The following is a 22,439-nucleotide window of genomic DNA, read 5'->3' on the forward strand; positions in this document are numbered from 1 at the left end:
AACATGAGGTCGCGAGAGCGGCCAAGTGGTCAGCTCAGAATCGTGAGGTGACCGAAAGACCGCTTTCGCGAAAGCTCGCGGTGCGATTACTCGCTCCTCGAAAGCTCCCACGCGTCGGCATTCCGCGGGTGGCGCCACTCTTGACGGGTTGCCTCGTCGTGAGTGACATCACACAGCCAATGGGTCGCGTCCGGATCCCACCCGGCGAGTACGGTTGACCGCTTGTCGTCGATGGGAATGGCGACACCGGCCGTGGCAAGGTAACCGGCGACCGACAGGTGTACGGCATCGAAGTCGCGCTGCACCTGCGCCCAGTTGGGGAGAACCCATGTGCCCGCACGCCCCGTCGTGAGGTACCAGACCTGCCGTCGGGCTGCCGTGACCTGCAGTGGATAGCGACGGTTCAGCTCTGCCCACGCGTCGGGGCCGTCAATTTCGTAGACCCGGGCGCCGTCGGGCACACGCACCCGCTCGGTCGTGGCGTCCTCCCAGCCAAGGCTGTCCTCGACGAACTGCAGCCCCACGGGAGTACCACCGGGCAGCATCCGGGTCGATTTCGTCAGCGCGTTAGGCGGTTTCGACCACCAGGGCCCACCGAAATTCGCCGTGGGATCCGCCGGCCAGTCCCGCTGCGCCAGCGATTCCTCCTCAGTCTGAGCGGTCTCCCACGCCCCGAGCGCCTCCCGGGCGGTGCGCACAGGCAGTGGTGCCGAGCCGGTTGTATCCACAAAGCTGACCGCCCACTGCTCGCGCCGGTCCACGGGATCCGACCACCAGGCGGCACCGGGCGCAGCGGCAACGGATGCAGCCACTCGCGCGAGCCCCGCGCGCATCTCCGGCGAACCGGCCAGCACATCCTCGCCGTCGGGCTCTTGCCAATACAACGCCCGGTCCACGGCAGTCTGGAGCGCAAGCAACAGGGTGCGTTCGTCACAGGAGGGCAACGGCACGTCATCGAGCAACCGTGCCACCTCCTGAGGCGAGGGCGCGGGCGGCGGCCCGGACAGCTCATCCACTCCCGGTCCGAACAGCACGACGGACGACCCGCGCCCCGGGTCGAGGTCGTAGGCAGCGTAGAACGCGGCCGTCCGGAGCGCCTCGGTGGCCACACTCTCGGTGGTGGGCTGGCTGAGCGCCAACTCAAGGCACAGCCGCCGCCCGCGGGGCCCGGTCAGCAGGTCGGCGGCGCTCAGCCCCATGGACTCAGGCCTGCCGGTCGAGCACCACGTAGGTGTAAGCGGCGATCGTCGCCGCATCCACGATCTCGCCCTCGCGGATCATGCGCACGAAGTCGGCCTCGCTGAACCAACGGTGCACCATGTCCTGCTCGGTGCTTTCACGCTCCGGGGCGCCCTCGGCGAGCGAGGTGGCCAGGTAGAGGTCGCAGCCCTGGCTGCTGTGGCCGTAAGCGCTGTAGAAGTGCGCGAGATGGCGCACATCCGCGGCCCGCAACCCGGTCTCCTCCTGCAGCTCGGCCCGGGCCAGGTCTTCCTGGCTCCCGCCCTTGTCGGCCGGCCACGAGCCCTGCGGAAACTCCCACGCCCGGCGCATCACCGGGTAGCGGAACTGCTCCACCAGCCAGAAGCCCCCGTCGGAATACGGCACGACAATGGCGAAGTCGGGCTTGTCCACCACCCCGTAGAGGCCCGTCGAGCCGTCCTCCCGGCGCACGACATCCTCGCGCACGGTCATCCAGGCATTGCGATAAGCCTCCCGCGTTGACAGGGCTTCGATCATGGGCACCGCCTTTCGGTCCCATCCAACCACGCCCCGCTGGCGCGCTACTCGGAACGCAGCCCGTAACTGAGGATGGTGTTACCCGCGCTGGTCACCCGGGAGTTCTGCAGGCTGAGCCGGGTGACGGGGTCGGTGGGTTCGAAGAGATGCCGGCCCTGCCCCGCGATCACCGGGTGCATCATGAGGGTCAGCGAGTCCAGCAGCCCGGCGAACAGCAGTTGCCGCACCAGAGAGATGCTGGCCATGACGCTGATCTCGCCGCCCTCGGTCTGCTTGAGCGCGGTGACGAAGTCTTCCAGCGGCGCATCCATCAGCCGGGAGTTCTGCCACTCGAGATCGCCGGTGAGTGTGCGGGACGCGACGAACTTCTTAACCGGGTTGATGAAACCGCCGAACGGATCGTCGGCGCCGGCGCTCGGCCAGTAGCCCGACCACTCCTGGTAGCCCGTTCGCCCCAGCAAGACCGTGTCGACGCGACTCATCACCGCGCCCATCTCCTCGCCCATCTCGGCATCGAAGCTGTCGAACTGCCAGAGGTTCGGCGCCTCCACCACTCCGTCAACGGAGTAGAAGAGGCCTGCAGTGAGTTTGCGCATAACGGACTCCAATTCGGCGAGGCTGATCGCTTCACCCTCCCATCGAACAGCGCGGGAGACAAGACATCCCGGGCCCCAAGACATCCGATCTTGCCAAGTTGGCAAGCCAACTCGCCTCTCGCGCATTGCTCTGCCATGCTCGGCCAAGACCGCACTGCCCCGGATGCGCGGCCGACCAAGAAGGAGACCCGCAACTATGCACTCGTTCGACAAGGCCTACTGGGAAGAGCACTGGGACCAGGCCTCCCCGCTCGGCGGCAGCACGCCCGCGAATCCGTACGTGCTCGCTCAGACCCACGATCTGCCCCGTGGCCGAGCGCTGGATGCCGGCTGCGGCACGGGCGCCGAGGCGCTGGCGCTGGCCGCCGACGGGTGGCAGGTCACGGGAGCCGACATCTCCGCTGCCGCTCTGGCCGTGGCCGCCGAGCGCACGCACGAGGCAGACCTGTCGGGCTCGGTGACCTGGCTCGAGGCGGATCTGACCCACTGGACCCCGACGGACCGCTGGGATCTGGTCATGACCAACTACGCGCATCCGGCGATGCCCCAGCTCGCGTTCTACGACCACATCGCCAACTGGGTGGCGCCCGGAGGAACCCTCCTCATCGTCGGGCACCTGCACGAACCGGCTCCTGCACCGCACACTGGCTCAGGCACGTCCCCGGCCGAGCACGGCCATCACCCGCCGCACGAGGCCACCGTCACCCTCGCGGACATCATCGCCGGCTTCGATGCCGGCCTCTGGACCGTCGACGCTGGCGAAACCCACACCCGCTCGATGGGCGGTCACGGGATGCAGCTGCAGGATGTCGTGGTGCGCGCCACCCGCCGCTCAGCCGTCTAACCAGTCGTCGACACCGTCGTCAACGAGTAACGGACACGTGCAGCCACCAGCTGAACGGTCGGCCGGGCTCGAGCATGCGGATGCGGCCCTCGTTTATGGCGAGGGCCGCCGAGTCGCCGAACGCGGTCGACGGCTCGATCGCCACGACGGGCGTGCTGGTGAACTCCCCGCCGTCCCAATACAGCCCGAGATAGGGCAGCAACATCGGGTCCCAGCCGAGGGTGAGGCTGTCGCCGTTGCCGTGCACGACCGAGGCGGTCGACTGCGGTTCCGCGGCGAAGGCCTTGACCGCCGCAGAACCCACGGCGTCCGGCCAGTCGCGCGGCACCCGGTCGCGCGGGTACTCCTCGATGAGCGCGGATTCCGGCTTCGCCGGCACAATCCGGGTACCGGCATCCGCGGCGAAGAGCGGATGCGCGCACCAGGCCAGCGGCACCGGGCCGGGCCCGTCGGTTCTCGCCTCCCACGACAGCCGGAGGCCCGACGCGAGGGCCTCGATGCGACGGGTGAGGGTGATCGGCAGGCTGGGCAGCCGCACACTGGTCTGCAGGTGGGTGTCATCGCTGGAGTCGAGCGTCCACTCGGTCTGCCAGGCGTCGCCGTGGTCGGCGAGCACTGTGCCCGGAAACGCAGTGCCGGCGGGCAGAGTACACGCCGCGACGGTGGGAACCACGTCGTCCCAGCCGCCGCTCCCGGGCTGTACGAACACCCCCGGCGACCGGGGGCCGCCAGGGGCGAGCCACTCCCGACCGCCGGAGATGAGACTGGTGATGCGGGCGCCGTCGGCGACGTCGACCTGAGCGGCAAGGCCGCCGCCGCGCACCGTGAGCATCAGAGGAGCATCAACCGGGCAGGCCGATGCGGCGTTCGCCCGAGCGCAGCTGCTGGATGACCACCGCCAGCACCAGCAGGGCGCCCTTGGCCACGTTCTGCCAGAACGAGTTGACGCCGAGCAACGTCATGCCGTTGGTGAGGATGCCGAGCAGGATCACCGCGAGGATGGTGCCGGCGATGGTGCCCTTGCCGCCCTTCAGGGCCGCACCACCCAGCGCAGCCGCGGTGATGGCCTCGAGCTCGAGGCCTTCCGAACCGGAAACCGGCTGCCCCGACCCGGTGCGGGCGGTGATGAGCACCCCGGCGATGGCCGCCACAGCACCCGTGGCCACGTAGACACCGATGAGGTAGCGGTTGATGTTGATGCCGGCCAGACGAGAGGCGATGTCGTTGCCACCGACGGCGTAGATGTTGCGACCGATGCTCGTGTAGCGCAGCACCACGTGGGCGAGCAGGGCGATGATCACGAGCACCAGGATCAGCGTCGGCACACCGAGGATCGAGCCACGAGCGAGGAAGACGAAGAAGCCGTCGGCGCCGGTGTAACCCTGGGCGCGGCCGTCGGAAATCAGCTGCGCCACACCCTTGTAGGCGGCGAGGGTGGCCAGCGTCGCGATCACCGGGTTGACCCGGCCGAACACGATGATGCAGCCGTTGAGCAGGCCGCAGAGCATCCCGATGCCCACCGCACCGACCACGCCCAGGAACGGCCCGGTGGCGGTGAAGATCATGGCCGACGACACCGAGGTGAGGCCGGCGATCGACCCGACCGAGATGTCGAGGGCGCCCATGATGATCACGATGGTCTGCACCACGGCGAGCAGGCCCGAGATCGCGATGGCCGTGCCGATCACGCGCAGGTTGCCGACGGTGAAGAACAGCGCGTTCTGGCTGCCGATGACGGCCACGACCAGGGCGATGGCCATGAGCAGGGAGATGTTCTGCACTCCCACGACCTCCAGCACCCGCCGGAACACGCCCGGCCGGGCGCCGGTCTCGATGGGAGGCTGCGACCGCAGTGTCGCGGTGGACTGTGTTGTGGGCACCGGAGTGCTCCTTTCCAGGGGGCGGCTCATGAGAGGGAGGTGCTGAGATCGGAGTCGGCGGCTGCTTCGTCCATGGCGAGCGCCAGGATCTGCTCTTCGGTGACGTGGTCGCGGGCGAGTTCACCGGTGATCCGGCCGCCGGCCATCACGTAGATGCGGTCGGAGAGCCCGATCACCTCGGGCAGCTCACTGGAGACCACGAGCACGGCCACACCGGCCTGGGCGAGTTCGTCGATGATCGCGTAGATCTCCGACTTGGCGCCCACGTCCACCCCGCGGGTGGGTTCGTCGAGCACCAGCAGGCGCGGATGCGTGGCAAGCCACCGCGCCAGCACCACCTTCTGCTGGTTGCCGCCGGAGAGGTTGCCCACCAGCTGTTCACTGGAGGGAGTACGGATGCCCAGCCGCGCGATGTACTCGGCGGCGAGCGCCTTCTCGTCGGCGGACTTCACGAAGATCCAGCGGCTCAGGCTGCGCAACCGGGCGAGCGCCACGTTGTCGCGCACCGACCGCTTGAGCAGCAGGGCCTCGGCCTTGCGCTCCTCGGGGGCGAAGCCGATGCCGGCGGCGATCGCATCCGCCGGGGCCTTGAAGCTCATAATGGTGCCGCCCATCAGCAGCTCGCCGCTGTCGACGCGGAGGTCGCCGACGATGGTCTTCATGAGTTCGCTGCGGCCGGCGCCGACGAGCCCGGAGACACCGACGACCTCGCCGGCCTTCACCTCGAGGTGGATGTCGGTGACGTGGCTATTGGTGACTCCGCGCAGCTCGAGCACGGTCTCCCCCGGCACGACAGGGTCACGGTGGAAGAACTGGGACAGGTCGCGGCCCACCATCATCCGCACCAGGTCGTCGTGGTTGGTGTCTGCGGTGACCTTGGTGCCTACGAACTTGCCGTCGCGCAGCACGGTGATGTTGTCGGAGAGCTCGAAGATCTCCTGCATGCGGTGCGAGACGTAACCGATGGCCACGCCCTCATCCCGCAGCTGGCGGATGAGCTTGAACAGGATCACGACTTCCTCATCGCCGAGCGAGGAGGTGGGTTCGTCGAAGCAGATCACCGAGGGGCTGTCTACCAGCGCCCGCATGATCTCCACGATCTGGCGTTGCGCGGGCGAGAGGGCGCTGCCCAGGGTCTCCGGGCGGATCACCTTCTCGAAGCCGTAGCGGCGCAGGTCCCGGTCGGCGCGGGCGAACAGGGCCGCCCGGCTGAACATGAGGCCCTGACGGCCGAGCGCCCCCACATAGATGTTCTCGGCCACCGAAACGTGCAGCAGCACCTCGGGTTCCTGGGCGATCACGCGGAGGCCGGCGAGCCGGGACTGCCGGGGATCGGTGAAGCGCACCTTGGTGCCGGCCAGAGTGAGGGTGCCGGCATCCGGCTGCAGGTCACCGGTGAGGATCTTGAGCAGGGTGGACTTGCCGGCGCCGTTCTCCCCCATCAGCGCGGTGACCTCGCCGGCGCGCAGTTCGAGTTGCACGCCCTGCAGCGCGCGCACCGGGCCGAAGCTCTTCTCGATGCCCGCGGCGCTGAGCATCACGGTGCCGGGCGGTGCCGGGTCGATGCCGGATGCCGCCGGTGCAGGTGTCTTGACCATGGCTGGATGTGCCTTTCGGGTAGCCGGGTGGCTGAGGTGCGGGGAAAGCCGGGGTGAAACGGGGGTGAAGCGACGAGCGCGGGGCGGGGGCGACGGATCGTCCCCGCCCCGTGACTCACATACGGTTGCTCAATCGAGCGGAGCAGGTCGGCCTAGGTGCAGACCACGCCCTTCTCTTCCCAGTTGTCGGCGTTCACGATCTCGGTGTTGGCGATCGACACGGGCGGCAGGGCGGTGCCGTCGCGCAGCAGGCCCACCATCGAGTTGATGGCGGCCTTGCCCACCTCGGCGCCGGAGATGAACAGCGACGCCTTGTTGCCGGTGTCCTGACCAGCGGCCCAGTCCTTGCAGGTGAGGTACGCGCCCAGGCCCACGCCGATGATGTTGGCCGGTGCCACACCGGAGTTCTGCAACGCGGTCACGACGCCGGTCTCGCTCTCGTCGTTGCAGCCCCAGACGACCCAGTTCTTCACGCCGGCGTTGGCGGTGATGATGGCGCCGGCCTTGTTCTGGGCATCCGTGGCGGAGTTGTCGGTACCGATGTCGACGACCTCGGGCATGTCAGACACGGCCTCACCGAACGACGCAGCGGCGCCCTCGACGCGCTGGGTGCACGCGGTGAGGTCCTGCTTGTACGCGGAGATGATGCGGGTGTCAGCGGCGGTCCAGCCGGCCTCGGCGTAGAGGCGGGCGGCCTCGCCACCGACGAGTTCGCCCATCGAGGTGCCGTCGAAGCCGGAGAACGGGGCCTCGGCGCCACTGGCGTCGGCGATGATGTCGTCCGACGCCATCAGCGGGATGCCGGCGGCCTTGGCGGCCTCGATCACCTGCGGGCCGATCTGCTGGTCGGGCACCACGATGACGATGCCGTCCACCTTCTGGGCGATTACGGAATCGAGCTCGCTGATGGCCTTGTTCGAGTCGGTGCCGAGGTTCACCACCTTGATGTCCACGTCGCCGAGCTCGGCTGCGGCGGCCTTGGCGCCGTCGGCCTGGTCGACGAAGTACTGCTGGTCGCCCTGCTTCTGCAGGTACGCGATGGTGAGCTTGCCGCTCTTGGGTCCGGCCGCGGCCGGGCCCTCGTTGGTCTCCATGCCCGACGAACAGGCGCTGAGCCCCACGATCGCGATCACCGCGACGGCAAGAGCGCCCATGCGGCGTCGCTGCCGGGTTGAGCTCCTACTGATTACGTTCATGCTGTGTTCCTTCTTCCCTAGGTTGCTCATCAGCGTCACTGCCGGTGAGGGGCGGCCGCCGAGGCGGCCGAAGCGGTTGAACTCGCGGTGAGTTCGCCCAATCTGGTGCGCAGGGTGTGCACGTAGGTGTCGTGCACGCTCTGGGGATCGTCGTGGAAGAGCAGCATCGCTGGCAGCGATGTCGCGAAGTAGTCGACGCGGGCGGGCGTCGCCGCAAGTTCGACGAGGTAGTCGTCGAATTCGCCAACGAGCGTAACCGCCGCACCGTGGTCGCCGAGACGGCGCAGGGCACGAATCGAGAACAGTGTCTGTTCGCTGAACCGGCGGGTGGTCATGTCGATGAAATCGCCGGTGGCGTGTGCGGCCGCGGTCCAGGCCGCGCGGGCGCCCTCGTCGTCGCCCGCGGCAAGCAGGGCCTCGCCGAGCAGCCAGTGCAGATCGGCCGAGTTGGCGAGCGGATGCCGCGCCTCGCCGAGCGATTCCGGCGGCGTGATCGCCGCGTGCACGTGCTCCAGCGCGGCGGCCGGGTCCCCGGTGGCGAGGGCCTGCTCGGCCAGGGCGGTGCAGGCGTTCTGCCAGGCCAGGAGCACCTGGCCTTCGCCGCCCTCCCAGGGCTGGAACACCCGGCCGAGCATGAGCTCGCGTGCCTCGCCGGCCCGGTCGACGGCGGTGAGCAGGCCGGCGTGCACGACGGTGAGGTCGTCGCGGCGGCCGGCCAGCTGCCGGTGTTCCTCGAGCCGGTCGAGCCGGTCGACCGGGGTGGCGCCGGTGCGGGCGAGTAGCTGGTCGTATTCGTAGAGCAGCTTGGCGTCCTGTGGGGCGTGGCCCACGGCGGTCTGGAAGTGCTCGAGGGCGGCGGCCGGGTCGCGCTGCACGTTGTAGGCGGCGATACCCAGGTTGCGGTGCACGAGCGCTGCGGTGGCGGCATCCGGAGCGTGCTCGGCGGCGGCCTGCCACACGGTGATGGCGTCGGTGTAGCGCTTCTTGTCGTAGTACCAGGAGCCCAGCAGCGCGGCGGCGCGGGCGTCGGTGCCGTCGGCGGCGAGGGCGGCCTCGAGCGCGGCCACGTCGGCGAGCCGGGAGGGCAGGCAGTGCCGGGCGTCGGCGGCACGGGCATCCTGCCGGGCGGCGGCGGCCTGGTCGGGGCGGCCGGCCGCGTCGAGCAGCCGGGCGCGGTGGTAGTGCGCGAGGGGGGCCACCTGCACCTGGCCGAGCGCGGTGTCGGTGGAGGCGCACACGGCGGTGGCCAGCAGCTCGATCGCGGTGTCGGTGTGCCCGGTCTCGGCGTACTCCAGGGCCACGTCGAGCAGGGTGGGTGCGTCGGTGGTGAGCTCGAGGCCGGCCAGGTGCCGGGTCCATTGGTCGAGTGGGTCGCGGGCCAGCTGTTCGGCGAGCACCCGGTCAGCTTCGGCGACGGCACCGCTGCCGCGCAGGGTGAGGGCGAGCAGCGCGTTGGCCTGCAGGTGTTCGGGGTTGTGGCGCAGCAGTTCGAGCAGCGCGGCGCGGCTGGCGGCGAGGTCGCCGGCGCGGGCGTGCAGCCGGGCCAGGGCGTGGCCGGCGGGCACCCGCCAGGCGTCGTTCCAGGTGGCCTTGGCCAGGTAGTCCTTCGCCTCGGCGTCGCGGCCCTGGTGCACGAGGGTGATGCCGAGCCGGTAGTGCGCCTCGCCGTCGGCGGGGTTGGGCACCCGGGCGAGCAGCCGGTCGATAGCGGTGCGCAGGTGCGTCTCGGCGTCGGCGTGCCGGCCGGCGCGTTCCCGCCGGGCGGCCAGGGCCACATTGCAGCGCACGTCGCCGGGGTCGCGGCGCAGGGCCTCTTCCCAGTACGGCTCGGGCGCGCGGGTGGCGTGCCGGTACTGGTCGAGGTACTGCCCGGTATAGAAGAGTTCGTCGATCGAGGCGATGCTCGCGGGGTCGGCCGGTTCGGTGGCCGGGGCGGGGGTCACGGTGTCCTCGGCGGGATCACGCGGGGTCCAGGTGACGAGCACGGTGTCGCCATCACGCACGGTGAGGGTGAGTTCGCTGGGGCGGTAGCCGCCGTCGCGGCTCAGCTCCTGCCGGTAGGCCTGGCCGGGGGCGAGATCGGCGGAGGCGGTGAAGACGACGCGGCCGCCGGCATCCGTCAGCTCGATGGTGGCGCCGGCGACGACCCGGGTGGCGGCCACGCCGATCACCACGGTGGTGCCAGCGTCCGCATCAGCGGTGACGTCGAGGCGCACGGCGGCGTCGCGGGAGGCCTGGTGGGCGGCGCCGATGCGGGTGATCGGGTACCAGAACTGGCTGAAGGTCTTGGTCTCGCCGGGGGCGATGAAGCTGAAGTCGGGCTGGTTGTCGGTGAACGCGCCGGCCATCAGCTCCACGTAGGGGCCGTCGCCGTCGGTGAGGTTGCGGTCCCAGGCCCAGCCGAACTCGGCGTTGCCCCAGGTCCACTGCTTCTTGCCCGGTGCCACGGTGTGGTCGGCCCAGTAGACGAAGCCGGCCTCGAGGCCGTGGTCGTAGCCGCCGAAGAAGTCGTCTTGGGTGGCCACGACCATATAAGAGGTAGGCACCGGGATGTTGCGGTACCAGTCGAGCCGGTCGCCGTCGGGGCGGTCGGCGGTGACCTGGGCGGGGTAGTCGACACCGTAGTAGTGGCCGTCGACGGCGGGGAAGGTGGCGACGGCGCGCTTGGCGTGGTCAGCGACGAACTCCACGTCGGTGGGGAAGAAGGACTGGTAGTCGTCGTTCACGGCGGCGGCCACGTTGGCCCACCAGAGGAAGGTCTGGGTGGCGTCGGTGCGGTTGTAGAGCCGCACGCGGGCCTCCACCACCGAGCTGTCGGGGCGCAGGCGGATGCCGTGCATGCCCTTCATCCGGTTCATCGGGTCGTGGTCGCTGCACCAGACAGTGATGGCGCCGTCGGTCTCGTGTTCGATCTCCCAGTCGGTGGGCAGGAACGTGCCGGGCCGGTGGTGCTGCGGCCAGTTGAACTCGACGCCGCCCGAGATCCACGGGCCGGCCAGGCCCACCAGGGCGGGCTTGATCACGTTGTTGCGGTAGAAGAAGTCGTAGTCGGCCACCTTGTCGTAGCCGATGTGGATGCGGCCGCCGAGCTGCGGCAGGATCACCAGGCGCACCCACTCGTTCTCGAGGTGGATGGCGTCCCAGGCGTACGGGCGCTTCTCCTGCTCGATGCGTTCGTGGAACGGCAGCGGGTAGACCTTGCCCGAGGAACCCTGGTAGACCCGGTTCTCCAGGAAGGCGGGGTAGTCCTCCGGTTCGACCGGGAGGTAGGTATCGATGATCAGGGGCTCGGACCAGGCCGCGACCTTGTCGCCGGCGAACTCCGCCGGAACCGGCGGAAGCTCAATCGTCGACTCCCCATCGGTGACCGAGGTTTCGCCGTCAATCGGCGGAATCACGCGGTCAGGCGTCGCGGGGAAGTCGTTCTCGGCTTTGAGCATGGTGCAACATTACGAGGCACTTTTGCGGATACGTAGGAGATTTATCCGGGCTTTCTGGACGAAACGCTGATTTTCCGTCACACTGAGCGGATGACGATCGCCGATGGTTTCCCAGGCCAGCGCATGCTCGTGCTCCCCCGCCCCCGGGTGCGGGAGGCCCTGCAGCAGCCCGGCACCTCCCACCTGGTGGTGACCGACTGCGGCTACTTTCCCGAGGCGCACTCGCACGGCCGGGTGCGCACCACCCCGATCTCGCAGGCGGTGATCATCGTCTGCGCCAAGGGCGGCGGATGGTGCGAAACCCCGGCCGGCCGGTTCCCGGTCACCGCCGGCCAGGTGATCATCCTCCCGCCGGGGCATCCGCACTCATACGGCTCGAACGAAGACACCCCGTGGACGCTGTGGTGGCTGCACGTGACCGGCCGCGACCTGCCGGAGTTTCTCACCGCCGCCGGCATGACCCCGGATGCGCCGATCCGCACCCCGTCGGACGTGTACCGGGTGGTGGCGCTGATTGCCGAGGTGCTGCAGTGGATGGAGCGCGACACCACCACCGCGAGCCTGCTCGCCGCTGCCGGCGCCGCCTGGCACCTGATGGCCCTGCTCGCCTCCGACCGCTCCACCGGCGACGGCCGCTATGCCGCCATCGACCGCGCCGCAGAATACCTGCGCACCCACATCGACGACCACGTGAGCGTCGCCGAGCTCGCCGCCATGTCGCGGCTGAGCGGCTCCCACTTCGCCGCCCTCTTCAAGAGCCGCATCGGCTACCCCGCCCTGCAATACCAAACCCAGCTCCGGATGGCCCGGGCCCGCGAACTCCTGGACACCACCGACCAGTCCATCGCCGCGGTTGCCGCCGCCACCGGCTACCCCGACAGCTTCTACTTCGCCCGCCAGTTCAAAAAGGTGCACGGGGTGACGCCGTTCGGGTATCGGGGACAGCGGAAGGGGTAAAAGCGGCGTGATCGGTCCAGGCCTCCGTCGCAAACGCCCTCAACTTTGAACCCGATGCGGTACGGTGCGGACCGCCACGATGCTGCCATACTCGCGACTATGCAACTTCCACTTTCACAGCGGCACGCGTTTCTGTCCTACATACACGAGGACAAAGTCCATGTTGACGAACTCCAGGAGGCGCTGGAGGCTGCTGGGATTCAGGTGTGGCGTGACACCCGTGACCTTTGGCCGGGAGAGGACTGGCAGGCGAAGATTCGTGCCGCGATAAAGTCCGACAGCATCGCTTTCATTGCCTGTTTTTCAGCTGCTGGCGAGACTCGCGAAAAGTCCTACCAATACGAGGAGCTGACACTAGCGGTCGATGAATATCGGCAGAGGCGTCCGAAAACATCGTGGCTCTTTACCGTCCGCTTTGACGACTGCGCCGTGCCAGAGTTCGACCTTGGAGGCGGAAGGACGCTCGACTCCACAATTCAACGTACGGACCTGTTCGGGCCGAACAAAACTGTCCAAACTGTTCGACTCTCGCAGGCGGTGGGGAGAGTGACGAACCCGCCATCGAGCCCCACGATCGCAACCGAGGCAGTAGCCGAAGCGAAGAAGGCAACTTCCGACGGGCGCTCCAGGGCAGAAGTGCTTAAACAACTGCTGCGGGATCCAGCTGCCGACATTGCTTTGGAAGATTTCATGTCCTCCATCGCAACAGAGATCAGGACTCGCCTGTCAAATGAAGACAACTACCCGAGCACCACTCCCGACGTAAATTGGGCCCCATTCGCCGACGTCTGGCTGGCCCAGCTTCGCAACTACGAAAAGGAGCTAGAGCCAGCACTTGACTTAGTCCGGCTTGCTGCCAGCTACGGGCAGGTTCAGCACAACCCCGCGTGGGAGCGCTTCATGCGCCAGTTCACCTCGCAGATTGTTCGTGGAAACGGGAATGCCGCACTAATAAACCTTCGCGCATACCCTGCCTTGGTCCTTTTGTACGTGTCTTCGATTGCGAGCACCTCTCGCGACAACTATGTGCCGATTCTTGGACTAGTCGTCACGCCAACCATTCGAGATCAGTACAACTCCAGGGAATCCATTCCGCTCGTTCAATACACGAATGTTCGATCGGTTGCGCAAGATGTGGAGCCGATTGCATCAGCTCTCGCCATGGCGGATGACGGTACAGAGGTCCTTCCAGCCCTTATCGAAGGTCTCGTCTCCAAAGCGGTGGGTGGGCGCCTCACCCCCATCTCAGATCATCTCCATACTTTGCTCCGTGACTTGTTCCGGGACGAGCTACCGGACCAACGTGACTATTCCGACGTTTTCGACCGGGCGGAGGTTCTCCTTGACGCATTGGTAGCGGATGCCGCAGCTCAACACGACCGTGCGACCGGGTGGGCCGGTGGCTACGGGAGGTACACCTGGAGACACAGGCACGTTGACATGCCAGTTGAGGCGCAGATGCTGGCAGATGTCATCAGTCAGGGCGAAGCATGGCGGCCAATCCTAGACGGCCTGTTTGGGGGCAGCGTTGAACGGGCGACGGCAGCTCTCGAGTCTGTTAAAACAACCGCCGCCCGGGTCCGAAGCCAACACTGGTGAGACACGGCGCTGACTGAATCGCAATTGAAGCCTTACTTGTGGGGCATGCGGATCCAGATTGGCTACAGACTCCGTTGGCGTCCCTTTGCCGTCGACATAATTCAACGAGGAACCACGACTCCAACTAAGTTGCCCAAGAGGAACGCCTGAGCCCCCAGTGCGATCGTGATGGTGCCCTCCCCTAGGGTGAAGGCATGTCCGATCACCGAAGCCAGCGTGTTGACGTCTCTAATTGGGAGGTTGTGAACACCGAGGCTGGTGGAGCCGACGCAAAGTCTTGGCTGAGCGACGACGAAGGCAGTCGGTGGCTGTATAAGCCCGTCACTATTAAGAACGGCAATCGGCAAGGGGAAGATTGGGCAGAGAAGGTCTCTTCGTTGCTCGGGCTCGGTCTGGGAGTACCGTGCGCACAAGTAGAACTAGCCGTTCGTGGTGGCGTCGAGGGATCGATTTCATTGAAGTTGACCCCCGAAGACTACGACATGCATCCCGGCTTTCTCGCCATGGAAGTCCACGGCGTGGTCGGCTACGTGCGCGGCAATACCCCAGGGCGCCCAGGGCACTCAATTAGAAACATCTTCGCCGTGCTCGAATCGTACGGCACACCACCCGGCAGCACGTTTCCCTCTCACTTTCAAGCAAAAGATGTGCTCTGCGGTTATCTACTTCTGGACGCGTGGATCGCCAACCGCGATCGCCATGACGAGAACTGGTCGATACTCCAGCCCAGGAAACCTGGAATGAGCTACAGACTCAGTGGCTCATATGACCATGCAGGGTCCCTTGGATTCAACCTGACCGACAAGAAACGAACTGGATACTCCTCCGGCGCTGCTGGCAACGTGCAAGACTGGGCCAAACGAGGAACAGCGTGGCGCTTTGAGCATGTTCTGGGCGCGCCGATCCAGTCGCTGACTGCTTTGGCCGCTGACGCCCTGTCCCTTGTCTCAAAAGAGACCAAAGACTTCTGGATCACGCGGCTGCACGAGATCGATCTCGAAAATACGAGAGCTGTGGTCGAGCAATGCGGTGGAATGTCAGACGCTGCGAGTACGTTTGCAATTGATCTACTGACTACCAACCTTGAGAGGCTTCGCGATGAGTGCATCTAGCATGGTCACCGACGTCACGGCCAACCAACCTAACGTCGAAGACGCCGGGCGCCGGCTCGTGGTGCTATGGCAGGACCCTGATTCGCGTGAAATCGAGCCCATCGGAATCCTCGCTCTCGAGAGTGCCGTCTACTCATTCGTCTACCTAGAACGGGTCAGCGACATTGCGTCGTTCCAGCCTCTATTCGGGTTTCCAGACATCCGGCGGCGCTACACGTCGGCCAACCTCTTCTCGCTGTTTGCCCAGCGCGCACTCGACCCCCAAAGAGCTGACTTCAGCAGACATGTCGAGCAGTTGGGCCTCCCGGCCGACACAACACCTTGGGAACAGATTGCGCGTTCTGGAGGCCGTCGCGAAGGAGACACTTTACAGTTCTTCCCCATGCCCGTTCGGGATGGTGAAGTGATTTCCTGCTCATTCCTCGTTAATGGAATTCGTCATCTTTGGGCCAAAGCAGTGACGGCCGATGGAATGGAGTTTCACCTGACTCAGTCCGAAGTTGAGGCAGCACTCGGAAGACTGCAGCCTGGGGACCCACTTTCGTTGCTCCCCGAGCCCACAAATACCTACCATTCATCGGCCTCCCTAGTGGTGGATGGATCGACGACGCCGCTCGGCTACCTTCCCCATGTTCTCTGTGAGGACATCGCTTTGCTCGGCGACGACGCTGTCGTCGCAGTGGAAGTTGAACGGGTAAACGGTCCGGACGCCCCCTGGCACATTCGATTGATGGCTCGATTGACGATCAACGCAGACAGCGACTTCTCGTTCTTCAGTGGCCCTTCGTGGAGGACCGCCGCTTAGGGCGAGCTGAAGAAAGCCCCGCTCCACCTCAGAAGCGCACATCAAGAACTCCGTGGCGCCGTCACGGTGCCGATCCGGAGCTAGCTCCTCACCCCGCAGCGCCCGGTGCAATGCCTTGAGCCGGGCAACACACGGCAAGTGATTCTGCGCTCTGAACATAGTCTTCCCTAGACACGGGTGAATGGACACTTGACTTTCACAAAAACGTTTATGTAAGCTCTCACCCACATCAACAAAAACGTTTTTGGGAATGGGTTCAACGATGAGCAAGCGTGTGGGTATTCGAGAGGTCGCGGCCGCGGCCGGCGTCTCCGTGACGACCGTGTCGCACTCGCTCAGCGGCGGCGGACAGCTCAGCGACGCCACCCGGGAACGCGTCCGCTCAGTGGCCGAGGGCCTCAACTACACGCCCAACCGACTCGCCAGCGGACTCCGCAGCAAGCGCTCGCAGATCATCGGCTTCATCAGCGACGAGATCTCCACCACCCCCTACGCCGGCCGCGTTCTGCTCGGCGCCCAGGAAGCCGCCGCCGCCAACGACCAGGTGCTGATGATCGTCAACACCAGCCGCGACGACCGCCTCGAAAGCCGCGGCATCGACGCCCTGCTGCAGCACAGCGTCGACGGCATCATCTACGCCCGCATGTACCACCAGGCGGTCAAGCTGCCCGAGGCCCTCACCGGCGTACCCATCGTGCTGCTCGACGCATACAGCGACCGGGCCGACCTCTCCTCGGTGGTGCCCGACGAAGAAGGCGCCGCCCGCACCGCCGTGCAGCACCTCGTCGCCGCCGGACACCGCCGCATCGGCTACCTGAACAACATCGACGACATCCCCGCCACCCACGGCCGCCTCGCCGGCTACAAGGCCGTGCTCGCCGAGAACGGCATCGCCTTCGACGAGACCCTGGTCACCACCACCGAGTCCACCACCGGCCCGGGCCGGGATGCCGCCGGCCAGCTGCTGGCCCTGGTCGACCGGCCCACCGCGCTGTTCTGCTTCAACGACCGGATGGCGATGGGCGCCTACCAGGCCGCGCAGCTGGCGGGCCTGAGCATCCCCGAAAACTTAAGCATCGTCAGCGTCGACAACTTCGAACTCCTGGCCGACGCGCTGCTGCCGGGGCTCACGTCCATCGCCCTGCCGCACTACGAGATGGGCCGCTGGGCCGTGGAACGGCTCGCCGCCGAACTCGCCGGCGACGCCGACTCGGCACCGCAGCAGATACGGATGCCCTGCCCGCTCGTTCACCGGCAGTCAGTCGGCCCGCCTCCGCGCTAACGCGGCGACGAGCCCACCTCCACACTTCGCGACCGCTGGAACGGTCACGACGATCGGCACCCCTCGCCGAGACACCCCACCCAACCGATAAAGAAGGAATGAAGATGAGACACGCAAAGAAGCGCCTGATCGTTGCGAGTTTACTTGCCACGAGTCTCGTTGCCAGCATGGCCGGCTGCGCAAACGGCACCGCCGCCAGCGGCTCCGACGGCAAGAACGGCGAACTGACCATTTGGACCCACAACGGCGGCAACACCGAAGAACTCGCCGCCGTGCAGGCCATCGTGGACGGCTACAACAAGAGCCAGGACAAGACCACGGTGAAGCTGCAGGCGTTCCCGCAGGCCTCCTACAACGACTCGGTGATCGCGGCCGCCGCATCCGGCAAGCTGCCCTGCATCGTCGACATCGACGGCCCCAACGTGCCCAACTGGGCCTGGGCCAAGTACCTCACCCCGCTCGACCTCAGCGTTGACCTGGACGAGAACCTGCCCAGCACGCTGGGCATCTGGAACGGCGAGACCTACTCGGTGGGCTACTACGACGTGGCGCTGGCGATGTTCGCCCGCAAGTCGGTGCTCGCCGAGAACGGCATCCGCCAGGCCACCATCGACCAGCCCTGGACCCAGGAAGAGTTCGACGACGCGCTCGCGAAGCTCAAGGCCACCGGCACCTGGAAGAACCCGCTCGACATCGGCACCGGCGACGTGGGCGAGTGGTACCCCTACGCGTTCTCCCCTCTGCTGCAGTCCTTCGGCGGCGACCTGATCAACCGCGACGACTACCAGTCGGCCGACGGCGCGCTCAACGGACCCGAAGCCCTCAAGTGGGCCGAGTGGATGCAGTCCCTCGCCACCGACGGCTACATCGCCACCAAGAGCGGCGCCGACTCCGCCCTCGACTTCCAGAACAACGTCACCGCCATCCAGTACGGCGGCAGCTGGGCCGCAGCCAACAACGCCGCCGCCATCGGCGACGACCTGGCCGTGATGCCCTCCGTCGACCTCGGCGAAGGCACCAAGATCGGCGGCGGCTCCTGGCAGTGGGGCGTGACCACCGGCTGCGCCGACCCCGAAGCAGCCATGGACTACCTCTCCTACTCGCTCTCCCCCGAGAACATCGCCGCGGTCGCGGTGGCCACCGCCACCATCCCCGCCACGGATGCCGCCGCCGCCCTGGTGCCCGGCTTCGAGGAGGGCGGCAACCTCGCCATCTTCCGCGAGTTCTCCGCCCAGAGCGCGGTGCTGCGCCCCGAGACCCCGGCCTACCCGTTCATCGCAACGGAGTTCACCAAGGCCACGCAGGACATCATCAACGGCGGTGACCCGCAGGGCACCCTCGACTCGGCGGTCAAGGCCATCGACGCCAACATCAAGTCCAACGGCGGCTACACGCAGAAGTAGTCGACCGCGGGGGTGCGGCTCCGAGCCGCACCCCCGCCCTCGCACAGGGAGACTCTCATGACCAGCACGATCGAACGACCCCCGGCGGCTCGCGCCGCCGGCGGCCCGGCCCGGCCTCGCCGGCCTAAACGGGACCGCACCAGCAAGACCGAGAACGTCGCCGGGCTGGCCATGCTGGCCCCCGCGGTACTGCTGCTGGCCCTGTTCATCTTCGTCCCGGCGATCCTTGCATTCGGGCTCGCCTTCACCAACGCCCGGCTCATCTCGCCCTACCCGGCGGTGTTCGTGGGTCTCGACAACTTCGTGCGGCTGTTCGCGGATGCCGCGTTTTTCCGCGCGCTGCTCAACGTGGGCTACTTCGCCGTGGTGGTCGTCCCGCTGCAGGCCGGCCTCGCCCTCGTCATGGCGATCCTGGTGAACAAGAAGGTGCGCGGCACCACGTTCTTCCGCACCGTCTACTTCCTGCCGGTGGTCACCTCCATGGTCGTCGTCTCGCTGCTCTGGCTGTTCATGTACCGCCAGGACGGCCTGATCAACGTGATCATCGAACGGGTCACCCTGGGCCTGGTCACCGGGCCCGACTGGCTTAACGACACCTCCACCTCGATGCCGGCGATCATCCTCATGTCGGTCTGGCAGGGCGTGGGCTTCCACATGATCATCTGGCTCTCCGGACTGCAGACCATCCCCGCCGACCTCTACGAAGCCGCCGACCTCGACGGCGTCACCGGCTGGCAGCGCTTCCGGTACATCACCTGGCCCGGCCTCACGGCCACACGCAGCCTGATCCTGGTGACCATCACCATCCAGGCACTCAGCCTGTTCACCCAGATCAGCGTGATGACCCAGGGCGGCCCGCTCAACTCCACCACCACCGTGGTCTACGAGGCCGTGCGCAGCGGCTTCGCCCAGCAGGAGACCGGCTACGCCTCGGCGATCTCCCTCGTGTTCTTCGTCATCGTGCTGCTGATCTCGGTCGTGCAGCGCTTCCTCAGCAGAGAGAAGGCCTGATCATGGCGATCTCCAACGTGGCCGTCGCGCAAGTGGCCACCGGCACAGCCGACCCGGCATCCGCCCCGCATTCAGTGGTGGGCCGCAAGACGGCCAAGAAGAAGCGTGTGATCGGCGTCGGCGGTTGGATCCTCCGCATTGCCCTCACCGTGCTGTTCCTCTTCCCGATCCTGTTCATGTTCGTGTCTTCGCTGAAGCCCGACCAGCAGATCTTCGGCGACCTCTCCTCGATCGCGGCGTTCCTGCCCATCGGCAACATCTCGATGGACAACTACGCGGCCGTGTTCGACCGGGTGCCCGCCGCCCGGTTCCTGGTCAACTCCATCGGCATCTCGGCGATCACCGTGGTCGCCGGCATCCTGGTGAACAGCCTCGCGGCGTTCGCCCTCAGCCGGATGCGCGTGCGCGGCAAGACCGTCATCCTCACCCTCATCATCGCCACACTCATCGTGCCGTTCGAGACCCTCGCGCTGCCGCTGGTGTGGTGGGTGAATCAGCTGCCCTCGTTCGAACTGACCGAGTTCGGCTTCCTCTTCACCAAGGGCTGGATCGACACCTACCAGGTGCAGATCATCCCGTTCATCGCCAACGCCTTCTCGATCTACCTCTTCCACCAGTACTTCGAGTCGATCCCCAAGGAGCTCGACGAAGCCGCCCGCATGGACGGCGCCGGCTGGTTCCGCATCTACCGCCAGGTGGTCATGCCGCTCTCCGGCCCGGCCATCGCCACCGTCGCCATCCTCACCTTCCTGCCCGCCTGGAACTCCTACCTCTGGCCACTCATGGTGGTGCAAACCGAGGAGCTGCGCCCGGTGATGGTGGGCGTGCAGTACTTCTTCCAGCTCAACGTCTCCTGGGGTGAGGTGATGGCGTACTCCACGCTGATCACCCTGCCCGTGGTGGCCCTGTTCATCGCGTTCCAACGCTCATTCGTCAACAGCATCGCGTCCAGCGGTGTGAAAGGTTAGGCCCGGTTATGTCGCTCCAACTGCCCGATAAGTGGATCTGGGACTCCTGGTACGTCCAGGTCGACGGCGTCACACACGCCTTCTACCTACACGCCAGCAAGGCCCTGGGTGACCCGGACCGCCGGCACCGGCATCCGATCGTCGGCCACGCCGTGAGCACCGACCTCACCAACTGGACGGTCGTGCAAGACGCGCTCATTATTTCGGATGCGCCCGCCTTCGACGACGGCACCACCTGGACCGGCTCGGTGGTGCAGGACGACGACGGCCTCTGGTGGATGTTCTACACCGGCACCTCCCGCGCCGAAGACACCATGGTGCAGCGGGTGGGCGCGGCCACCTCGGCCGACCTGCTCACCTGGACCAAGGTGTCGACCGAACCGCTCGTGGAAGCCGACCCCGCCTACTACGAGAAGCTCGACCTGTCGGTCTGGCACGACGAGGCCTGGCGCGACCCGTGGGTGTTCCGCTTCCCCGGCGAGAGCACCTGGCAGATGCTGATCACGGCCCGTTCTTCTTCCGGCGACCCGCGGGTGCGCGGCGTGCTCGGTCACGCCACCAGCCCCGACCTCCGTGAGTGGACGGTGCAGCCGCCGCTCAGCCAGCCCGGCCAGGGCTTCGGCCAGCTCGAGGTGTTCCAGTTCGAGATCGTCGACGGCGTGCCGGTGTTGCTGTTCTGCTGCGGCGTCTCCGAGCTCTCCCCTGAACGCCAGGCCGCGGGCGAGGCGGGCGGCGTCTACAGCGTGGCCGTGGATGCCCGGCTCGAGCAGGTGGACTTCACCGGCTCGGTGCTGTTCGACCGCACCGACCTCTACGCCTCCCGGCTGCTGCGGGACGCCGACGGCGGCTGGGTGCTGCTCGGCTTCATCAACATCGTCGACGGCGAGTTCGTCGGCACGCTGAGCGACCCGATCCCGGTCACGGCGGATCCGGTGCTCGGGCTGGTGCACCGGCCTGTCGCCGGTGCCGCTATCGCTGCTACCGCCGTCGCCGACGACGCTCTCGCCGCAGCAGCGCTGTGACCGGGGGCGATGCGTCCGGGCGCCAGGTGCTCGTGGTGGGCGAGGCGCTGGTGGACCTCGTGCAGCGAGCCGACGGCTCCCGGCACGAGGCACCCGGCGGCAGCCCGGCCAACGTGGCCCTGACGCTGGGGCGGTTGGGTCGGCATCCGCAGCTGCTCACGCATCTGGGCGACGACGACCGCGGCCGCCTGGTGCGCAGCTGGCTGGAGGAATCGCACGTGCGGGTCACGGCGAGCGCGGCCGGGTCGACGTCCACGGCCACCGCGGTGCTGGATGCGACCGGCGCCGCGAGCTACGAGTTCGACCTGGCCTGGTCGGTGGATGCGTCGCTGGCCGGCGCGGCGGATCTGGTGCACATCGGGTCGGTCGCGACGGTAATCGAGCCGGGCGCCACCGAAGTGGCCCGCCTGGTGTCGGACCGGCGCTCGACGGCCACGATCAGCTTCGACCCGAACGTGCGCCCGGCGCTGATCGACGACGCCGACGCGGCACGCGCCCAAGTGGATCATCTCGTGGGGTTGGCCGATGTGGTGAAGGTCAGCGATGAGGACCTGCGCTGGCTGCAGCCCGACCTGAGCCTGACCGACGCGGCGGCCGCGTGGCTGGCGGCCGGGCCATCCGTTGTCGTGGTCACCCTCGGCGGCAACGGTGCGTTCGCGCTCACTCACGCTGGCCGGGTGTCGATCGTGGCCCCGCTCGTGACCGTGGTCGATACCGTCGGCGCCGGCGACACCTTCATGGGAGCGCTCATCGACGGGCTGCTCGAAGCCGACCTGGTGGGTGCCGACCGCCGCGACGCCCTGCGCGAGCTGCCCCTCGGGCTGCTCGAGCAGATCATGCGGAAAAGCGCGGATGCGGCGGCCATCACGGTCTCCCGCCCCGGCGCCGACCCGCCCACCCGGAGGGAGCTCGACGCCGCCTAAAAGCGGCAACCAAAAATTAACATCTGTATGCCTCCGCATACGTTAGGGTCATGATCGCTGAACTTC

General features: G+C 67.0%; 19 protein-coding genes. 11 read left to right on the plus strand and 8 right to left on the minus strand.

What is annotated here, in order from left to right:
• Positions 1-86: 86 nt before the first annotated feature.
• The 3 genes from PA27867_RS18440 to PA27867_RS18450 are packed head-to-tail and all read right to left on the minus strand — an operon-like array spanning position 87 to position 2,333.
• Entirely contained in the window at positions 87-1,199 is a 1,113-nt protein-coding gene (locus PA27867_RS18440; protein ID WP_066598510.1) for a hypothetical protein, read from the minus strand.
• A gap of 4 nt (positions 1,200-1,203) precedes the next feature.
• Entirely contained in the window at positions 1,204-1,737 is a 534-nt protein-coding gene (locus tag PA27867_RS18445; RefSeq protein WP_066598511.1) for an NUDIX domain-containing protein, read from the minus strand.
• A 44-nt stretch (positions 1,738-1,781) separates the two neighbouring features.
• Positions 1,782-2,333: a dihydrofolate reductase family protein gene (locus PA27867_RS18450; RefSeq protein WP_066598512.1), complete on the minus strand. Its 552-nt coding sequence runs from the start codon at positions 2,331-2,333 to the stop codon at positions 1,782-1,784.
• A gap of 196 nt (positions 2,334-2,529) precedes the next feature.
• On the opposite strand from PA27867_RS18450, the gene PA27867_RS18455 reads away from it, so the two are divergent.
• Positions 2,530-3,177 (plus strand): class I SAM-dependent methyltransferase, encoded by a 648-nt coding sequence (locus PA27867_RS18455; protein WP_066598513.1) that lies wholly within the window; start codon positions 2,530-2,532, stop codon positions 3,175-3,177.
• Between the two features lie 19 nt (positions 3,178-3,196).
• On the opposite strand, the gene PA27867_RS18460 is transcribed toward PA27867_RS18455, so the two are convergent.
• The 5 genes from PA27867_RS18460 to PA27867_RS18480 all read right to left on the minus strand — a co-directional run bounded on the left by PA27867_RS18460 (position 3,197) and on the right by PA27867_RS18480 (position 11,291).
• Positions 3,197-4,009 (minus strand): hypothetical protein, encoded by an 813-nt coding sequence (locus PA27867_RS18460; protein WP_066598514.1) that lies wholly within the window; start codon positions 4,007-4,009, stop codon positions 3,197-3,199.
• A 10-nt stretch (positions 4,010-4,019) separates the two neighbouring features.
• Positions 4,020-5,057, minus strand: coding sequence for an ABC transporter permease (locus PA27867_RS18465; protein ID WP_198418635.1), 1,038 nt, complete (start codon positions 5,055-5,057; stop codon positions 4,020-4,022).
• 26 nt (positions 5,058-5,083) lie between these two features.
• Positions 5,084-6,655 carry a sugar ABC transporter ATP-binding protein gene (locus tag PA27867_RS18470; RefSeq protein WP_066598515.1) on the minus strand — a complete coding sequence of 524 codons (1,572 nt, stop codon included), beginning with the start codon at positions 6,653-6,655 and terminating at the stop codon, positions 5,084-5,086.
• Between the two features lie 152 nt (positions 6,656-6,807).
• Positions 6,808-7,851 (minus strand): substrate-binding domain-containing protein, encoded by a 1,044-nt coding sequence (locus tag PA27867_RS18475; protein WP_208857275.1) that lies wholly within the window; start codon positions 7,849-7,851, stop codon positions 6,808-6,810.
• Positions 7,852-7,886: 35 nt separating this feature from the next.
• A complete protein-coding gene (locus tag PA27867_RS18480; RefSeq protein ID WP_066598516.1) occupies positions 7,887-11,291 on the minus strand; it encodes a DUF5107 domain-containing protein in 3,405 nt (1,134 codons plus the stop codon).
• 90 nt (positions 11,292-11,381) lie between these two features.
• Between PA27867_RS18480 and PA27867_RS18485 the strand changes: the two genes are divergently transcribed.
• The 10 genes from PA27867_RS18485 (at position 11,382) to PA27867_RS18530 (ending at position 22,373) form a co-directional block, all read left to right on the plus strand.
• Entirely contained in the window at positions 11,382-12,248 is an 867-nt protein-coding gene (locus PA27867_RS18485; RefSeq protein ID WP_066598517.1) for an AraC family transcriptional regulator, read from the plus strand.
• Between the two features lie 99 nt (positions 12,249-12,347).
• A complete protein-coding gene (locus PA27867_RS18490) occupies positions 12,348-13,847 on the plus strand; it encodes a toll/interleukin-1 receptor domain-containing protein (RefSeq protein WP_167550870.1) in 1,500 nt (499 codons plus the stop codon).
• Positions 13,848-14,041: 194 nt separating this feature from the next.
• Positions 14,042-14,959 carry a hypothetical protein gene (locus PA27867_RS20820; RefSeq protein ID WP_157109295.1) on the plus strand — a complete coding sequence of 306 codons (918 nt, stop codon included), beginning with the start codon at positions 14,042-14,044 and terminating at the stop codon, positions 14,957-14,959.
• Between the two features lies 1 nt (position 14,960).
• Positions 14,961-15,764: an HIRAN domain-containing protein gene (locus PA27867_RS18500; RefSeq protein ID WP_066598520.1), complete on the plus strand. Its 804-nt coding sequence runs from the start codon at positions 14,961-14,963 to the stop codon at positions 15,762-15,764.
• A 262-nt stretch (positions 15,765-16,026) separates the two neighbouring features.
• Positions 16,027-17,046 carry a LacI family DNA-binding transcriptional regulator gene (locus PA27867_RS18505; RefSeq protein WP_066598521.1) on the plus strand — a complete coding sequence of 340 codons (1,020 nt, stop codon included), beginning with the start codon at positions 16,027-16,029 and terminating at the stop codon, positions 17,044-17,046.
• Positions 17,047-17,213: 167 nt separating this feature from the next.
• The gene (locus tag PA27867_RS18510) at positions 17,214-18,449 is read left to right on the plus strand and encodes a sugar ABC transporter substrate-binding protein (RefSeq protein WP_236900764.1); all 1,236 of its coding nucleotides are present in this window, start codon (positions 17,214-17,216) and stop codon (positions 18,447-18,449) included.
• A 57-nt stretch (positions 18,450-18,506) separates the two neighbouring features.
• Positions 18,507-19,460 carry a carbohydrate ABC transporter permease gene (locus tag PA27867_RS18515; RefSeq protein WP_066598522.1) on the plus strand — a complete coding sequence of 318 codons (954 nt, stop codon included), beginning with the start codon at positions 18,507-18,509 and terminating at the stop codon, positions 19,458-19,460.
• A 176-nt stretch (positions 19,461-19,636) separates the two neighbouring features.
• Entirely contained in the window at positions 19,637-20,428 is a 792-nt protein-coding gene (locus tag PA27867_RS18520; protein WP_420480701.1) for a carbohydrate ABC transporter permease, read from the plus strand.
• Between the two features lie 8 nt (positions 20,429-20,436).
• Entirely contained in the window at positions 20,437-21,450 is a 1,014-nt protein-coding gene (locus PA27867_RS18525) for a glycosyl hydrolase family 32 (RefSeq protein ID WP_066598523.1), read from the plus strand.
• The gene (locus PA27867_RS18530) at positions 21,447-22,373 is read left to right on the plus strand and encodes a carbohydrate kinase family protein (protein ID WP_236900765.1); all 927 of its coding nucleotides are present in this window, start codon (positions 21,447-21,449) and stop codon (positions 22,371-22,373) included. Before PA27867_RS18525 ends, PA27867_RS18530 begins: the two co-directional genes overlap by 4 nt.
• The last annotated feature ends 66 nt before the right edge of the window (positions 22,374-22,439 follow it).

The sequence above is a fragment of the Cryobacterium arcticum genome (assembly GCF_001679725.1).
Taxonomy (GTDB): domain Bacteria; phylum Actinomycetota; class Actinomycetes; order Actinomycetales; family Microbacteriaceae; genus Cryobacterium; species Cryobacterium arcticum_A.

Coding starts and splice junctions, on each gene's coding strand:
- PA27867_RS18440 (WP_066598510.1), bottom strand. CDS start 1,199: ATGGGGCTGAGCGCCGCCGACCTGCTGACCGGGCCCCGCGGGCGGCGG.
- PA27867_RS18445 (WP_066598511.1), bottom strand. CDS start 1,737: ATGATCGAAGCCCTGTCAACGCGGGAGGCTTATCGCAATGCCTGGATG.
- PA27867_RS18450 (WP_066598512.1), bottom strand. CDS start 2,333: ATGCGCAAACTCACTGCAGGCCTCTTCTACTCCGTTGACGGAGTGGTG.
- PA27867_RS18455 (WP_066598513.1), top strand. CDS start 2,530: ATGCACTCGTTCGACAAGGCCTACTGGGAAGAGCACTGGGACCAGGCC.
- PA27867_RS18460 (WP_066598514.1), bottom strand. CDS start 4,009: ATGCTCACGGTGCGCGGCGGCGGCCTTGCCGCTCAGGTCGACGTCGCC.
- PA27867_RS18470 (WP_066598515.1), bottom strand. CDS start 6,655: ATGGTCAAGACACCTGCACCGGCGGCATCCGGCATCGACCCGGCACCG.
- PA27867_RS18475 (WP_208857275.1), bottom strand. CDS start 7,851: ATGAACGTAATCAGTAGGAGCTCAACCCGGCAGCGACGCCGCATGGGC.
- PA27867_RS18480 (WP_066598516.1), bottom strand. CDS start 11,291: ATGCTCAAAGCCGAGAACGACTTCCCCGCGACGCCTGACCGCGTGATT.
- PA27867_RS18485 (WP_066598517.1), top strand. CDS start 11,382: ATGACGATCGCCGATGGTTTCCCAGGCCAGCGCATGCTCGTGCTCCCC.
- PA27867_RS18490 (WP_167550870.1), top strand. CDS start 12,348: ATGCAACTTCCACTTTCACAGCGGCACGCGTTTCTGTCCTACATACAC.
- PA27867_RS20820 (WP_157109295.1), top strand. CDS start 14,042: ATGTCCGATCACCGAAGCCAGCGTGTTGACGTCTCTAATTGGGAGGTT.
- PA27867_RS18500 (WP_066598520.1), top strand. CDS start 14,961: ATGGTCACCGACGTCACGGCCAACCAACCTAACGTCGAAGACGCCGGG.
- PA27867_RS18505 (WP_066598521.1), top strand. CDS start 16,027: ATGAGCAAGCGTGTGGGTATTCGAGAGGTCGCGGCCGCGGCCGGCGTC.
- PA27867_RS18510 (WP_236900764.1), top strand. CDS start 17,214: ATGGCCGGCTGCGCAAACGGCACCGCCGCCAGCGGCTCCGACGGCAAG.
- PA27867_RS18515 (WP_066598522.1), top strand. CDS start 18,507: ATGACCAGCACGATCGAACGACCCCCGGCGGCTCGCGCCGCCGGCGGC.
- PA27867_RS18520 (WP_420480701.1), top strand. CDS start 19,637: ATGTTCGTGTCTTCGCTGAAGCCCGACCAGCAGATCTTCGGCGACCTC.
- PA27867_RS18525 (WP_066598523.1), top strand. CDS start 20,437: ATGTCGCTCCAACTGCCCGATAAGTGGATCTGGGACTCCTGGTACGTC.